The sequence below is a fragment of the Sphingomonas sp. BL-S-28 genome (genome assembly GCF_055521515.1).
Window position 1 is genome coordinate 1,600,769 of record NZ_CM145483.1, and the last position, 13,869, is coordinate 1,614,637.

The 13,869-nt window shown below is 61.5% G+C and carries 12 protein-coding genes; 10 read left to right on the forward strand and 2 right to left on the reverse strand.

The window, feature by feature from the left end; genetic code table 11:
- Positions 1-12: 12 nt before the first annotated feature.
- Together ACZ1JC_RS06765 and ACZ1JC_RS06770 are read left to right on the forward strand one after the other, a co-directional pair.
- A complete protein-coding gene (locus tag ACZ1JC_RS06765; RefSeq protein ID WP_465138703.1) occupies positions 13-891 on the forward strand; it encodes a MaoC family dehydratase in 879 nt (292 codons plus the stop codon).
- Entirely contained in the window at positions 888-1,715 is an 828-nt protein-coding gene (locus ACZ1JC_RS06770) for an SDR family NAD(P)-dependent oxidoreductase (protein ID WP_465138702.1), read from the forward strand. Before ACZ1JC_RS06765 ends, ACZ1JC_RS06770 begins: the two co-directional genes overlap by 4 nt.
- 131 nt (positions 1,716-1,846) lie before the next feature.
- On the opposite strand, the gene ACZ1JC_RS06775 is transcribed toward ACZ1JC_RS06770, so the two are convergent.
- Positions 1,847-2,623 carry an SDR family oxidoreductase gene (locus tag ACZ1JC_RS06775; protein ID WP_465138701.1) on the reverse strand — a complete coding sequence of 259 codons (777 nt, stop codon included), beginning with the start codon at positions 2,621-2,623 and terminating at the stop codon, positions 1,847-1,849.
- Positions 2,620-3,621 (reverse strand): zinc-binding dehydrogenase, encoded by a 1,002-nt coding sequence (locus ACZ1JC_RS06780; protein ID WP_465140274.1) that lies wholly within the window; start codon positions 3,619-3,621, stop codon positions 2,620-2,622. The genes ACZ1JC_RS06775 and ACZ1JC_RS06780 overlap by 4 nt, the downstream gene beginning before the upstream one ends.
- Positions 3,622-3,849: 228 nt before the next feature.
- Here ACZ1JC_RS06780 and ACZ1JC_RS06785 point away from each other — a divergent pair, with 228 nt between their 5' ends.
- The 8 genes from ACZ1JC_RS06785 to cofE all read left to right on the forward strand — a co-directional run bounded on the left by ACZ1JC_RS06785 (position 3,850) and on the right by cofE (position 13,823).
- Positions 3,850-6,531, forward strand: a complete 2,682-nt coding sequence (locus ACZ1JC_RS06785) for a LuxR C-terminal-related transcriptional regulator (protein ID WP_465138700.1) — start codon at positions 3,850-3,852, stop codon at positions 6,529-6,531.
- An 81-nt stretch (positions 6,532-6,612) separates the two neighbouring features.
- Complete coding sequence (kce, locus tag ACZ1JC_RS06790; RefSeq protein WP_465138699.1) at positions 6,613-7,542, forward strand: 3,5-dioxohexanoate:acetyl-CoA acetone transferase; 930 nt, start codon at positions 6,613-6,615, stop codon at positions 7,540-7,542.
- On the forward strand, positions 7,542-8,654 hold the full coding sequence (locus ACZ1JC_RS06795; protein WP_465138698.1) for a CaiB/BaiF CoA transferase family protein: 1,113 nt from the start codon (positions 7,542-7,544) through the stop codon (positions 8,652-8,654). Before kce ends, ACZ1JC_RS06795 begins: the two co-directional genes overlap by 1 nt.
- Positions 8,655-8,844: 190 nt before the next feature.
- A complete protein-coding gene (locus ACZ1JC_RS06800; RefSeq protein ID WP_465138697.1) occupies positions 8,845-9,222 on the forward strand; it encodes a hypothetical protein in 378 nt (125 codons plus the stop codon).
- A gap of 34 nt (positions 9,223-9,256) precedes the next feature.
- Positions 9,257-11,593, forward strand: a complete 2,337-nt coding sequence (cofH, locus tag ACZ1JC_RS06805) for a 5-amino-6-(D-ribitylamino)uracil--L-tyrosine 4-hydroxyphenyl transferase CofH (RefSeq protein WP_465138696.1) — start codon at positions 9,257-9,259, stop codon at positions 11,591-11,593.
- A complete protein-coding gene (locus ACZ1JC_RS06810; RefSeq protein ID WP_465138695.1) occupies positions 11,590-12,420 on the forward strand; it encodes an SDR family NAD(P)-dependent oxidoreductase in 831 nt (276 codons plus the stop codon). Before cofH ends, ACZ1JC_RS06810 begins: the two co-directional genes overlap by 4 nt.
- Positions 12,417-13,076: an NADPH-dependent F420 reductase gene (gene npdG, locus ACZ1JC_RS06815; protein WP_465138694.1), complete on the forward strand. Its 660-nt coding sequence runs from the start codon at positions 12,417-12,419 to the stop codon at positions 13,074-13,076. Before ACZ1JC_RS06810 ends, npdG begins: the two co-directional genes overlap by 4 nt.
- Before the next feature lie 9 nt (positions 13,077-13,085).
- The gene (gene cofE, locus ACZ1JC_RS06820) at positions 13,086-13,823 is read left to right on the forward strand and encodes a coenzyme F420-0:L-glutamate ligase (RefSeq protein ID WP_465138693.1); all 738 of its coding nucleotides are present in this window, start codon (positions 13,086-13,088) and stop codon (positions 13,821-13,823) included.
- Positions 13,824-13,869: the final 46 nt, after the last annotated feature.

Below are 13,869 nucleotides of genomic sequence, written 5' to 3' on the forward strand. Positions count from 1 at the left end.
GGGAAACTCGCTATGCTGAACCTTGAGCGCATGCGCGGTTACCAGGTCCCGACCGCGCAGGACGTTTGCGATCCGCGTTCCGCCATCCTCTACGCCCTGGGCGTGGGAGCGGGGCTCGCCGCCATCGATGAGAGCCGCTTCCTCTTTGAGCGTGACCTAACCGTTTTGCCGACCATGGCGCTTGTGCTTGGCACGCCGGGGTTCTGGCCGATGGCTGCGGAACTCGGGTGGGACTGGCCGCGAATTCTGCACGGCGAGCAGAGCTTGCGTCTGCATCGACCGTTGCAACTGGGCCAGGTCATTCATGGCCGGATCGAGATCGGAGAGGTCGCCGACAAGGGACCGGGCAAGCCCGCTCTCGTTCGGGCGAAGCGGATACTGACGACGCCGACAGACCAGCTGATTGCGGAGGCAGAGGAAATCTGGGTCCTACGGGGCGAAGGTGGTTTCGGGGGAGACCGTTCTCTCGTTCCGCTTGCGAATGGGCAATGTCCCGATTTCCCGCCGGATGCAGTGCTTGACCTGCCTACGGCTGCTAACCAGGCAATGCTCTACCGGCTGACCGGCGATCGCAATCCGTTGCACATCGATGCCGGAACGGCGGCGGCGGCGGGTTTCGAGCGCCCGATCCTCCACGGACTGGCGACCATGGGCCTCGTTGGCCGCGCATTGATCCATTTGTGCTGCGACGGCGACGCGTCGTTGCTGACACGCATGCATGTCCGTTTCACCGCGCCTGTGTTCCCCGGTGAAACCATTCGGACCGAGATCTGGCGCGATGGAGATGAGATTCGCTTTCGCGCGTCTGTGAGAGAACGCGGCGTGGTGGTGCTCGATGCAGGCAGTGCCTGCGTTCGGGGATTTGTAACAGAACGGGAAGAGGTCACGTGAAAATACTGGATGGTAAGGTCGCTCTGGTTTCGGGATCAGGGCGGGGCATCGGCAAGGCAATCGCGCTCAAATTGGCTAGCGCGGGCGCAAATGTCGTGGTCAATGACCTTGATGAAGACGTGGCCCGCGCCACCGCGGCCGAGATCGAGGAACTTGGGGTTCGCGCCGTCATTTGCGTTGGCGATGTGACCGATCCGACCTTTGGCGATACCTTCGTGGCTGCGGCAGTGGCGGCTTTCGGAACGATCGATATCATCATCAACAATGCCGGCTATGCCTGGGATTCGGTGCTTCAGAAGACCAGCGACGAGCAATGGATCGCGATGCTCGATGTCCACTTGAGCGCACCTTTCCGGATTCTTCGAGCCGCCCAGCCGATCATATCGTCAGCAGCCAAGGCAGAGATCGAACAGTACGGGCGCGCCAAACGAAGGACGGTCGTAAACATTTCCTCAGTTTCGGGTCTCGGCGGAAACCCGGGCCAGGCCGGTTATGCTGCCGGCAAGGCTGGAATTGTCGGCCTCACGAAGACTGTGATGAAGGAGTGGGGGAGATACAACACCACGGTCAATGCCGTCGCCTTCGGCGCGATCATGACGCGTATGACAGCCGGCGAGGCTGGCAGTTCGACCATCGATATCAAGGGCAAGAAGATCAAGGCCGGGGTCAGCGACGAGATCCTTGAGGCCATGGAGAAAGGAATTCCCCTCGGGCGCGCAGGCACTCCGGAAGAAGCAGCAGGAGCCGTCTATCTCCTGTGCATGCCGGAGGCCGACTACATCACAGGTCAGGTCATAGTCGCGGGGGGCGGCTGGCAGCTCTGACCTGTGGAGCGAGGGAGGACCTATATCCTCCCTCGCTCAAGTTTTGCCGCTGCCAGAGGAATGAGGTCCTCGGAGGATACAGCATCAGGGATGAGCCTGGCTGGACGCTCGTCCCTCTGCCGACACCAAGATCACCCGCAGCCGACTACGCCGCCATCGACCGGGATTTGCGCGCCAGTAACATAGGCTCCTGCCCGCGAGCAAAGGAACACTACGATTCCGGCGATGTCGTCGGCGCGGCCCAGCCTGCGCAGCGGGATATGGCTGAGCAGTTTCGGGTCGACTGCATCTTCGTCGCGCATGTGAGCGGTCATTTTGGTTGGGAAGAAGCCCGGTATCACGGCATTGACCGTGATGTTCCGGTCGGCAAGGTCGCAGGCGAGATCCCGCGTCATCATGTGGACCGCCGCCTTACTGGCAGCGTAACTGTAGGCATTGAGCCGTTCGGCCTTCATGCCTGCCACCGAACCGATGTTGATGACCCGCGATGGATCATCGGCCGTGCCCGCCGCGACCAGTTCGGGAAGGAGTTCGCGCACAAGAGTGAAAGGCGTCTGCACATTGACTGCCATCACGCTTGGCCAGGCCTGGTCGGGAAAGGTATCTATAGGGCCGCCCCAGGTCTTGCCGGCGTTGTTGACCAGAATGTCGCATCGGCCCAGCGCGCTGCGATACCCTGCTGCAAGCTCCACCGCAGCTTCCGGCGTAGACAGGTCTGCGGCAAGCGGCAGGCATGACCCGAGGCGCGACATTTGCGCGGCGGCGGTCTCGCACACATCGGCCTTGCGCGAGGTGATTGCCACGCTGGCGCCTGCGCGCAGAAGGCCTTCAGCGATCATTCGCCCCAACCCCTGTGCGCCGCCGGTGACGAGGGCTCTCTTGCCGTGGAGGCTGAACAGGTCGCTCACATCGTCACCACGACTTTGCCGAACTTGTGCTGGTCGCGAAGGTGGAGAAGAGCCTCCTTCGCCTGTGCCAGAGGGTACGCAGCCTCTATGACCGGCTTGATCCGATGCTCGCCGGCGAACGCTAGCATTTCCCGGAAGTCTTGCGGATCGCCGACCTGGCTGCCGACGATGCTGGCGCTCTTGAGGAAGATATCCGTCGCATTGAACTTGACCTCGTTCCCGGCGGTCGATCCGTAGATGACTATGCGCGCGCCCGGGTTGATGGTGCGGACATAGTTGGCAAAGCTGGGGGACGGCGCACCGTCGAGAACTACGTCAACCCCGCCGGTCAGTTTGCCGACCTGCTTTCGCCAATCCGGATCGGTATAGAGCAGGCCGCCCTTGGCACCCATCTCGATCGCCCGGTCGAGGACTTCCTGGTTCTCACCGGTCACATAGACGTTCGCTCCCTTGGCGACGGCGAATGCGAGGCCGAACGTGGCGACTCCGCCGCCGACCCCGCTGATCAGCACAGTTTCTCCGGCCTGAAGCCGGCCCTTGAACATCAACGCCCGCCACGATGTCAGCGCGGTGAGCGGCATCGCGCCGGCTTCCTCAAAGCTCATGAACGAAGGTTTGGGAGCCAGGTTCTCGGCTGGGATACAGATGTATTCGGCGATCGTCCCGGCAAATGGCATGCCCAGCAAACCGAAGTCCGCAGCGGGCGCATGGCGATTGGGGCCCCAATTGCGGGCCGGATAGAGAACGACTTCTGAGCCCACATCCACTCCGCTAACGTCGGCGCCGACCTTGTCGACAATGCCTGCGCCGTCGCAGCCCAGCGTTACCGGCATCACCATGCCGGGATATTGTCCGTGAGAAATGAACAGTTCTCGGTGGTTGATCGAGGCGGCTTTGAGTGCGACTCGAACTTCACCGGGACCGGGTTCCGGCGTTTCGACGTCGGTAACGCGGGTAGATTCAGGTCCCTCGGCTTTTTCGAGATACAGGGCCTTCATGGTCAACCTTTCCTAGATTTTGGCCCCGGCAGCTTCGGGTGGCCTGCTTGTTTCGGGTGTAAAGACGGCAATTTACGAAAATTTCCGGCCATCCGGAGCAGGACAATATCTTCGGCTCGCGAGGACCTATCTGCGGATAGGAAAAAGGATTGCGTTTAGGATTTCACACGTCAGAATATATTTCGGATCAAAAAACAAATTGCCACAAGGCATGTCCAGGAGAGAGCCATGAAAGTCATTCCGACGAGCGCTTTGCCGCATCGGATAACGCCGACATTGATTGAGCGCGCTGCCATGAGAGACCTGACGGCCAAGGTCCGCGATTCCCGATTGACGATGGTGTCGGCGCCCGCTGGAAGCGGAAAGACCACCTCGATGCTCTACTGGGCGGACCTGCTACGCGCGCAAGGCCACCCGCTCCTTTGGGTGGCGACACGTGCGGGAATCTTCAACAAGGCTTCTTTCCTCGCAGCCCTCAAGGCAGCAGGCGTTGCGGCCGGCCTTCCTTGGGAGCGACTTACCCTGGATGGCGACGATACGCACTGGCTCGATGCGTTATCGGTGACGGTCGACCCGCGGCCCGTCCTTGTCATTGACGATGCCCATCTGCTCGATCAAGCCGCTCTCGATTTTATCGCGCAGCTATCGGCGACAGCTCGGGATGCCCTGTGCATCATCGTTTCTGCCCGCGGCGCGATCGGGCTTCCGCTGGCGCGTATGCGCGCATTGGGCTTCCTCAATGAAGTGGGAAATGCCGATCTCTCACTCACAATCGCGGAAGCGGCTCAGCTGGTAACCCAGAGCATCGGAACGCCGATCGACTCCAAGGATCTTCAGGATATCGTGCGGGACACGCAAGGCTGGGTATCCGGCGTTGTGATCGCCTGCGACTTGTATCGCCGCGGCAAACAGGGGGCCGGCAGTCCCAGGTTGACGGGCTTGCGCCCGGAATTTGCGGAATACTTCCATGAAGAGGTGCTCAGCCGTCAGCCAGAGGACGTTCGCCGCTTCCTTGTCGATACGTCGATCCTGGATGAACTGACCCCTTCAGCCTGCGCCGCGGTCACCGGCGACGAAGATTCGCGCGCGATGCTTGACCATGTGTTTCGCCAGGGGCTCTTCCTGAACGCTATCGATCAGGAACACAGTCGATACGCCTATCACCGCCTGTTTCGTGAGATGGTCCTTGGACGCCTGATGGACAGGGCGCCCGCACGGGCGGCCCTGATGCATTGCCGTGCCAGCGACTACTTCGCCGCCAACGGTCAGGCCGTCCTGGCCATCGAGCATGCGCGACTGAGCGGCGATCAGGCATTTCTGGCCCGCCAGCTCGACCAATTGGCGGAACAGCTGACTTATACCGGCTATCTCTACCGCATCGACGAGTTGGGCTCCGCCTTGCCATGGGCGGAACTGGCCCGGCACCCTTATCTGTTGTTGGCTCTGGCATGGCGGCGCATTCGGCAATTGTCTTTCGCCGCCGCCCAGCGGTTTATCGACGCAGCGCGCGCTATACTCGAGACCCAGGTGGCCGAGGGAAGGGTCTCTGCGCACGATGCGGATCAGATCGATCTGATGATCCGTCATCGCCTGGTCATGCTGGCTTCCGCGCGCGACGACATGATCAAGGTTGAAGCGGACGCGGAGCCCCTTTTGGTCGAGATGGCCGAAAGCCATGCCTATCTCAGCTGTACGTTGCTTGCCCAGCTCATGTCGGCGCGGCGCGAACTCTATCACTTTCAGGACATGCTTAAGCTGGAAGCGGAAACGCGGCGAGCGCTTTCCCGACCGGGTTCGGATTTTGCCTCGATCGCGCTCAAGGCCTCCGTTGCCCCGACATTGATGGCACAAGGCAAGACGCCTCTTGCCCAGCGCTTCCTCGAAGAAGCCTTTACGCTTGCGAAAGGGTTACATGGCGAGGGCTCGGGGCTGGCTGCCTTGCCAGCACTCCCGCTTGCGGAGCTTCTTTACGACGCCGGCGATTTGGATCGTGCGGCTGACCTGGTTGAACGGCACTTGCCCGTCGTGCGACAGTGGGGATTTGCCGACCAGATGGCCTCCGGTTACCTCGTCGATGCTCGCCTTCGCGCCGCGCGCGGCGACCTGTCCGGCGCGCTTGCCACTCTCAATGACGCGCATCTCGTTGCGATAGAATGCGGTCTTGATCGCATGCGCGCCTTCATTGTTGCCGAAGAGGTCCGTCTGCTCGTCAAGGCGGGCCAAATCGAGGAGGCCGAGCGGCACTTCCTGGCCGGCGATCCGCAGATCGACGGCGAGCCCATACCGACGCTGCGGCCGACGCGTCGTAACGAGTGCAATGCGATCGCCTGGTTGCGCATCGAAATGCAGCATCACCGATTGACCCGGGCGCGCAAGGTGGCCCATCGCTGGCTGGAGTTCGTAAAGCGCGCCGGGGCCGTTCGCTCGGCCGTAACCTTCGAATTGCTCCTTGCCGAAATCGCGGTGCTACAGGGCAATCGCTCCGAGGCTCGCCGCGCTGTGCGCGCGGCGGTGGAAATGGCGGAACCTGCCGGCTGGGTGCGCACGTTTATCGACGAGGGCGAAGTCATTTCGGCTCTTCTTACGGAGGCCTATTCCCACGGCCCCGAACTCGAAACACCTGCAGACCGGTTTGCGGTCCACCTGGTTTCCCTGATGCGGAATGGCCCGCAGATCGAGACCGACGAGGACGAGGACGAGGATTTCGGGCTGACCGGACGCCTTGCCAACCGGGAGGTGGACATTCTCACCATGGTGAGCGGCGGTCTCCGCAACCGGGAAATCGGCGATCGGCTGGGACTGACCGAGGGTACGGTCAAGTGGTACATGCAGCAGATCTACGACAAGCTCGGTGTTCGCCGGCGCCCGCAGGCGGTTCTGCGCGCCCGCCAACTTGGAATCCTTCCCTGACGCCCCCCTCGCTGCCTATCGAAGGATAGATTGCGGGCGGCGAGGCGGCTGTCATCGAGCGGCTGCGGGAAAGGAATCATCATGGCCAAACGTAAAGTCATCATCAGTTGCGCAATTACCGGAGCGATCCACACACCATCGATGTCTCCCTATCTTCCAGTGACAGCTGACGAGATTGCGGAATCAGCGATTGGCGCGGCCGAAGCAGGTGCGGCAATCATCCACCTTCACGCCCGCAATCCTACCGACGGTCGCCCTGATCAGGATCCGACGCTCTTCGAACCGTTCCTCAAGATCATCCGACAGCGCAGCGATGCGGTGCTGAACCTGACTACCGGGGGACATCCGTCGATGACGGTGAAGGAACGCATCCGTCCCGCCCAGACTTTCGCGCCGGAAGTGGCCAGTCTCAATATGGGCACGATGGGTTTTGGACTGTTCCCGATGCTGGACCGCTTCAAGGAATTCAAGCACGCTTGGGAGCCGGCGGCGCTGGAAGCATCGCGGGACCTGGTCTTCAAGAACACATACGCGGACATCGAGCATCTGCTCGGCACGCTCTCCCCTTTCGGCACGCGTTTCGAGTTCGAGTGCTACGACACCAGTCATCTCTATAACCTGAAGTATTTCCTGGATCAGGGGCTGGTGAAGGCGCCGCTCTTCATACAGACATGCTTTGGCATTCTGGGCGGGATCGGCAGTCATCCCGAGGATATCATGCACATGAAACGTACCGCCGATCGGCTGTTCGGCGATCAGTACGAGTGGTCTGTGCTCGGCGCGGGTGCCCGCCAGATGAGTGTCGTCGCGATGGCAGCGTCGATGGGAGGAAACGTGCGCGTCGGATTGGAAGATTCTTTGTGGGGTGGCCCCGGGCGTCTGGCAGAGACCAATGCCGAGCAGGTGCGCACCGCGCGCCAGATCATCGAGGGCATGGGGCTGGAGGTGGCAAGTCCGGACGAAGCCCGTGCCATTCTTGACCTGAAGGGCGCGGACCGGACGAATATCTGATGCAGGCGCGCTCGGGGCCGCTGGTCGGCGTACGTATCGTCGAGATCGATGCGATCGGCCCGGTGCCGCTGGCAGCGATGCTGCTGGCCGACATGGGGGCGGACATCGTGCGGGTTGCGCGGCCTCCCTCCGCTGGCCCCGGTGACTGGGAGGACGTGGGCGGTGATATCCTTCATCGTAGCCGAACCGTCACCTATCTCGATCTTAAAAACGAAAGGGATCGCAGCAGTCTCCTCGACCTCATCGAGCATGCAGACGGTCTGATCGAAGGCTATCGGCCAGGAGTGATGGAGCGGCTGGGCGTCGGACCGGATGTCTGTCTTGCCCGTAACCCGAGCCTGGTGTTCGGGAGGATGACCGGCTGGGGGCAGAGCGGGCCCATGGCCATGCGCGCGGGACATGACATCAACTATCTCGCCATCACAGGAGCGCTGCACGCCATGGGCAAGACCGGCGAGCCTCCCCCCGTCCCTCTCAATCTCGTCGGTGATTACGGCGGCGGCGCGATGTTCCTCATCTTCGGAATGTTGAGCGCCTTGATCTCGGCTCGGCAGACAGGAGCGGGACAAGTGGTTGACGCTTGCATCACGGACGGCGTCGCGTCGCTCATGAGCCTGTTCTACGCTTGGGAGCCGAAGGGCCTTTGGCATGATGCACCCGCATCCAATCTTCTTGACGGCGGCGCGCCGTTCTATCGATGCTACGCTTGTGCCGACGGCAAATTCGTGGCCGTGGGCTGTCTGGAACCCAAGTTCTTTGCCCAGATGCTCGAAGGTTTGGGCCTTGCCGGACGCGGATACGATCAAGATGATCGGGCGGGGTGGCCTCGTATGGAGGCCGATTTCGAAGCGGCCTTCCGGACGCGGACGCGCGACGAGTGGGGGGAGACCTTCGCGTTGACCGATGCCTGCGTGACACCGGTCCTGAGCATGGCCGAGGCTCCGACGAGCCCTCACAACGACGCCCGAAATACTTTCGTCACCCTGGGCGGTGTAACGCAGCCAGCGCCATCGCCCCGTCTGGCGGGAACCGTCCCTGCCATCACCACAAGGCATTCGGCCGCTATCTCGGATCTCGTCCGGGCTTGGGCACCGCGATCTGAAAACGGGTAATGAACATGTCCCTCATCGTTAGCAGGGCCGCCTATCGGCGGAGTCGGAGCTGCCTGGCAGTCAAAACTGAACAGTTTTCCCCTCTTTTGTATCGTTCCCTCTCCGAAGATAGGTGGTGAAAGGCCGTAAATAGCGGCCTTTCAGAATACTTTGAAAGGCCTGCGAAGAGACAGGCGGCGGGAGAGAGTTGATGAAATCGCGTTTGCCGAGAATGGCGCTATCGTCGGCAGGTACGACGTTTGCCGTCCCGGCGTGGGCGCAGGATGACAACGCTTCCGCGCATCAATTGGAATGTGCGGCGATGGGTGACATCATTGTCGGCGCACGCCGCCGCGAAGATTGCCTGCACGATGTATCTGCCTCCAATTCAGCGTTTTACGCTAAAGCGCGGGAGCGAAGCATTGTCCTGACAATGGGCGATGTGCAGACGATCACGTCAAGGTTCGCCTACTCGGCGGCGAGCGTGTCGATCCCCTCCGTCCCGAGCCGGTCTGTTTGTGCCGGCGGCTCCGGACCTTGGGGTGCATCGGCAAGATACACGTTCCAGAGCGGCCTGAGCGACCGGTAGAAATCGGCCTCGAACTATCACGGAGACTATTGTGATGCTCGACCAAATGCACCTCAGTCACGATGACGCAAATCGGGTTTACACCGCTCTCAGTTCGGCTTCCCTCGACGAATTAATGGCCACGGCGGAGGCGATGACGCTCGCCGCTCATGGTCCGCGCGTGACATATTCGCGCAAAGTCTTCATCCCTCTGACCAAGCTGTGCCGCGATGTTTGCCACTATTGTACTTTCGCTACTACGCCGGGCCGGATCGACAAAGCCTATCTGGCTGCGGAGGACGTCCTCGAGATAGCGCGGGCCGGTGTGGCCGCAGGATGCCGCGAGGCGCTTTTCACGCTCGGGGACAGACCAGAATTGCGCTATGGTGCAGCACGTGATGCCTTGACCCGTTTGGGGCACGAGACGACCCTTTCCTACCTTGGCGAAATGGCAGCCCTCGTCCTCAAGGAAACGGGGCTGCTTCCGCACCTCAATCCCGGCCTGATGGAGGCTGCCGACTACGTCTCGTTGCGTCCGCACTCAGCCTCGATGGGCTTGATGCTTGAGAGCAGTGCGCAGCGCCTGTGCGAGAAGGGCGGGCCGCATTTCGGATCGCCCGATAAAGAGCCGATGCGACGCCTTGAGTCGATCGCTCAGGCAGGACTTGCCAAGGTCCCATTCACGACCGGTTTGTTGATTGGCATCGGCGAAACGCGCAGCGAGCAGGTCGATGCACTCGTCGCCATCCGCGACTTGCATCGCCAATATGGGCACATACAGGAAGTCATAATCCAGAACTTCCGCGCCAAGCCAGGCACCCGGATGGTAGATTTTCCCGAGCCGACACTGGATGACCATCTATGGGCTATTGTGGCTGCTCGTATCATCCTTGGCCCGGAGATGACGATCCAGGTTCCCCCGAACCTTCAGGAGAGCGATAATCTTGCCGCGCTGGTTCGCGCCGGCGTCAATGATTGGGGAGGGGTCTCCCCGGTAACCCCGGACCATGTCAATCCGGAGGCGCCCTGGCCGCACCTCGAGGTTCTCGAACGCGCTACCATTGCCGCCGGACGGACATTGCACCAGCGTCTTGCCATCGCGCCCCGGTACGCGGCAACTGCCAGACAATGGGCGGCGCCCGTTGTCGCGGCACATGTCCTGCGGGCAATCGATGCTCGCGGATTGCCTAAAGTAGACGATTGGGCCGCGGGCAGGGGCGATGCTGCGCCGGAGCAGACAACGGTTCGCTCGCACGAGATGTCCTCGCACATGTCGCTCTTGCTTGACAGCGTGCAAGCCGGGCACGTGCCGAACGAGGCGGAAATCGTGTCGATGTTCGATGCTGAAGGAGCCGACTTTACAGCAGTGGTGAACTTCGCCGATCGCCTTCGTAGGGATGTGGTGGGTGAAACGCTGACTTATGCGGTCAATCGCAACATCAACTACACTAATATCTGCCTTTACAAATGCGGCTTCTGCGCGTTTTCCAAGGGCAGTACCAAAGCCATGCGCGGGCCGGCTTATCGGCTCGATTTCGCCGAGATTGGCCGGCGATCAGTGGAAGCATGGGATCGCGGGGCCACCGAAGTCTGCCTGCAAGGCGGTATCCACCCGGATTACGACGGCAATACCTATCTCGATGTCCTTCGTGCCGTTCGGGAGGCGGCGCCCGATATTCATATCCATGCCTTCTCCCCGCTTGAGGTGACCCACGGCGCAAGAACGCTGGGACTGCCGCTCGAAGACTTTCTGGCACGGTTGAAAGCGGCAGGGTTGTCCACGCTGCCCGGCACCGCCGCCGAAATCCTCGATCCGGAAATCCGCGACATCATCTGCCCGGACAAGGTTACCGCGGACGAGTGGATCGAGGTCATGCGTGTCGCCCACAGCGTGGGACTGCGCAGCACGGCCACGATCATGTTCGGTCATGTCGAGGGATATAGTCACTGGGCCCGCCACCTCCTGTCGATTCGATCGCTTCAGGGCGAAACAGGCGGGTTTACCGAATTCGTCCCGCTGCCCTTCGTCCATATGGAAGCGCCGATCTGGCGAAAAGGGCTGGCCCGTTCGGGGCCGAGCTACCGCGAGGCTGTGCTGATGCATGCCGTTGCCCGGATCGTCCTCCATCCGGTAATTGCCAATATTCAGGTCTCGTGGGTCAAGATGGGGCCTGAGGGCGCAGCTGCTATCCTGCAGGCAGGTGCCAACGATATGGGTGGCACACTGATGGACGAGTCCATCACCCGCGCTGCCGGCGGCGTCAACGGACAGGAATTCGGGCCCATGCAAATGCGGGCGCTTGCCGCTTCCGTCAACCGGCCCGTGCGCCAGCGAACCACCCTGTATGAAGATCCGCCGCTCCGTTACGGCCATTGCATGGAGACGTTATGATCGATCTTTCCTTTCCGCTGCGCGATAAGGTGGCGCTCGTCACCGGCGGCGGAAGCGGCATCGGGCGCGCTACCGCCCGCATGTTCGCCCAGCGCGGCGCCATGGTCGCCGTCGCTGGCCTCGACGAGCCGCCGTTGCTTCAGGTTGCCGGGGAAATTGCCGCCGCCGGTGGGCAGGCATTGCCGATTGTCATGGACGTGACGAGCGAAGACGCGATCGCAGGGGGCGTTGCGCGCCTCGCGGATCGGTTCGGCAGGCTGGATATTCTTCACAGCAATGCGGCGCAGACCGGCGAACTGCGGGAGGATGGCCTCATTGCTGCGATGGACGCAGATTTCTGGGACCGCACGTTCTCGATAAACCTGCGCGGATCGATGCTTTGCGCCAAGCATACCATTCCGCTTCTGCTAGCCAGCGGGGGCGGCTCCATCATTTTCACAGGTTCGGGCAAGGGGCTTGCCGGCGATCTCGATTATCCGGCCTACGGTACGACAAAGGCGGCCTTGCTGGGACTATCGCGCTACATTGCGACTCAATACGGTAAGCAGGGCATTCGTTCCAATGTCGTTGTCGTAGGCCTCGCCATGACTGAGGCACTTGATAGGAACATGCCCGAGGCGGCGCAGAAGCTGATGACCGAACATAACTTGGTGGACCACCTGGGTAGGCCTGAGGACATCGCTGAAGTGGTTGCATTTCTCGCCTCCGAGCAATCCCGCTACATCACGGGTGCAGCGATCGTCGCCGACGGCGGCTTCACATCCCACTCGGCCGTTTATGCGGACATGCTGCGTTTTGCGGCGACGGATACCGGAGTACAGGCATGATGCAGCCCTCTATTGCCGTCGTTGGCGGAACGGGAAACCTTGGCGCGGCTATCGCCTGGCGGCTGGCCCGGGCGGGCTATGAGGTCGTGATCGGATCGCGAAGTGCTCAAAGTGCGCAAGACGTCGCATCGGGGTTGGGCCATGGACTTCGCGGCGCGAACAATGTCGAAGCCGCGGCTGGAGCCGATATCGTGATCGTCACGGTTCCCTTCAACGCGCAGCAGTCGACGCTTGCCGACATTGCGCCTCATGTCGCAGGAAAGCTGGTTGTCGATACCACGGTTCCGCTTGTTCCGCCCAAGGTCATGCGCGTGCAGTTGCCCGAGGAAGGATCGGCAGCATTGAGAGCGCAGGCCGCACTCGGTGCCAGTGCTGTTGTGGTCTCGGCATTCCATAACGTCGCAGCCCACAAGCTCGCCCAGGACGTCGATGTCGGCTGCGACGTCCTTGTGTTCAGCGATGACAAGGAAGCGCGCGGGCGGATTGTGGACCTTGCCGATGCCATGGGGCTTCGCGGCCTTCATGGCGGTGCGCTTGTCAATTCCGCCGCAGCCGAGGCGCTGACATCAATCCTCATTTTCATGAACAAGACATACCGTGTCGACGGGGCCGGTATTCGAATTACGGGTGAACTGATCCCGCCAGATCAGCAATAGGCTGCGATAATGATCGAAATAGTGGAACTAGGCGGTATTGGCGAAATCGGGGTTGGCGACGACCTAGCTGCGATACTTGGGGACGCCATCGAACGATGCGCATCGCCGCTGCGCGATGGGGACGTACTCGTGGTAACGCAGAAGATTGTCTCGAAGGCTGAGGGACGGCAGGTCAATCTGGAGGAAGTCGAACCGGGCGAGCCGGCCCGCGAATTGTCCCAATTGACGCGCAAGGATCCGCGCATGGTTCAACTCGTGCTCGACGAATCGAGTGAGATTGTGCGAGCGGTTCCCGAAGTGCTGATCACGCGGCACAAATTGGGTCACGTCATGGCCAATGCGGGGATCGATCGTTCCAACATCGGGCCTTCGCAGGGAGCTCGAGCGTTGTTGCTTCCCCTGGACCCTGACGCAACAGCGGCGAATTTGCACAGCGCGCTCGGTGTTCCCGTAGTGATCTCGGATAGCTTCGGAAGGCCTTGGCGCCTTGGCGTGGTCTGTGTCGCCATCGGCGCAGCGGGCCTGCCGGCCCTCCACGACCGTCGCGGCGAACTCGATCGCGACGACCGTCCTTTGGAAGTCACTCAGGTGGCTCTGGCGGACATGATAGCCAGTGCCGCTGGCCTGGTGTCGGGTGAAGGGGCGGAAGGCATACCAGCTGTTCTCGTCCGTGGATGCCGTCTTGACGGGACGCCGCGCAAAGCCGCCGAACTGGTACGCCCTAGGCGGGAAGACCTGTTTGCATGAGCGGGACAACTCCGCGCTCCTTGGTGATTGAAATCGGCTCCGCCGC

Excerpts from the sequence above, each read along its gene's own strand:
- cofE (WP_465138693.1), top strand. The coding sequence starts at position 13,086 with ATGATCGAAATAGTGGAACTAGGCGGTATTGGCGAAATCGGGGTTGGC.
- ACZ1JC_RS06765 (WP_465138703.1), top strand. The coding sequence starts at position 13 with ATGCTGAACCTTGAGCGCATGCGCGGTTACCAGGTCCCGACCGCGCAG.
- npdG (WP_465138694.1), top strand. The coding sequence starts at position 12,417 with ATGATGCAGCCCTCTATTGCCGTCGTTGGCGGAACGGGAAACCTTGGC.
- cofH (WP_465138696.1), top strand. The coding sequence starts at position 9,257 with ATGCTCGACCAAATGCACCTCAGTCACGATGACGCAAATCGGGTTTAC.
- ACZ1JC_RS06785 (WP_465138700.1), top strand. The coding sequence starts at position 3,850 with ATGAAAGTCATTCCGACGAGCGCTTTGCCGCATCGGATAACGCCGACA.
- ACZ1JC_RS06800 (WP_465138697.1), top strand. The coding sequence starts at position 8,845 with ATGAAATCGCGTTTGCCGAGAATGGCGCTATCGTCGGCAGGTACGACG.
- kce (WP_465138699.1), top strand. The coding sequence starts at position 6,613 with ATGGCCAAACGTAAAGTCATCATCAGTTGCGCAATTACCGGAGCGATC.
- ACZ1JC_RS06810 (WP_465138695.1), top strand. The coding sequence starts at position 11,590 with ATGATCGATCTTTCCTTTCCGCTGCGCGATAAGGTGGCGCTCGTCACC.
- ACZ1JC_RS06795 (WP_465138698.1), top strand. The coding sequence starts at position 7,542 with ATGCAGGCGCGCTCGGGGCCGCTGGTCGGCGTACGTATCGTCGAGATC.
- ACZ1JC_RS06780 (WP_465140274.1), bottom strand. The coding sequence starts at position 3,621 with ATGAAGGCCCTGTATCTCGAAAAAGCCGAGGGACCTGAATCTACCCGC.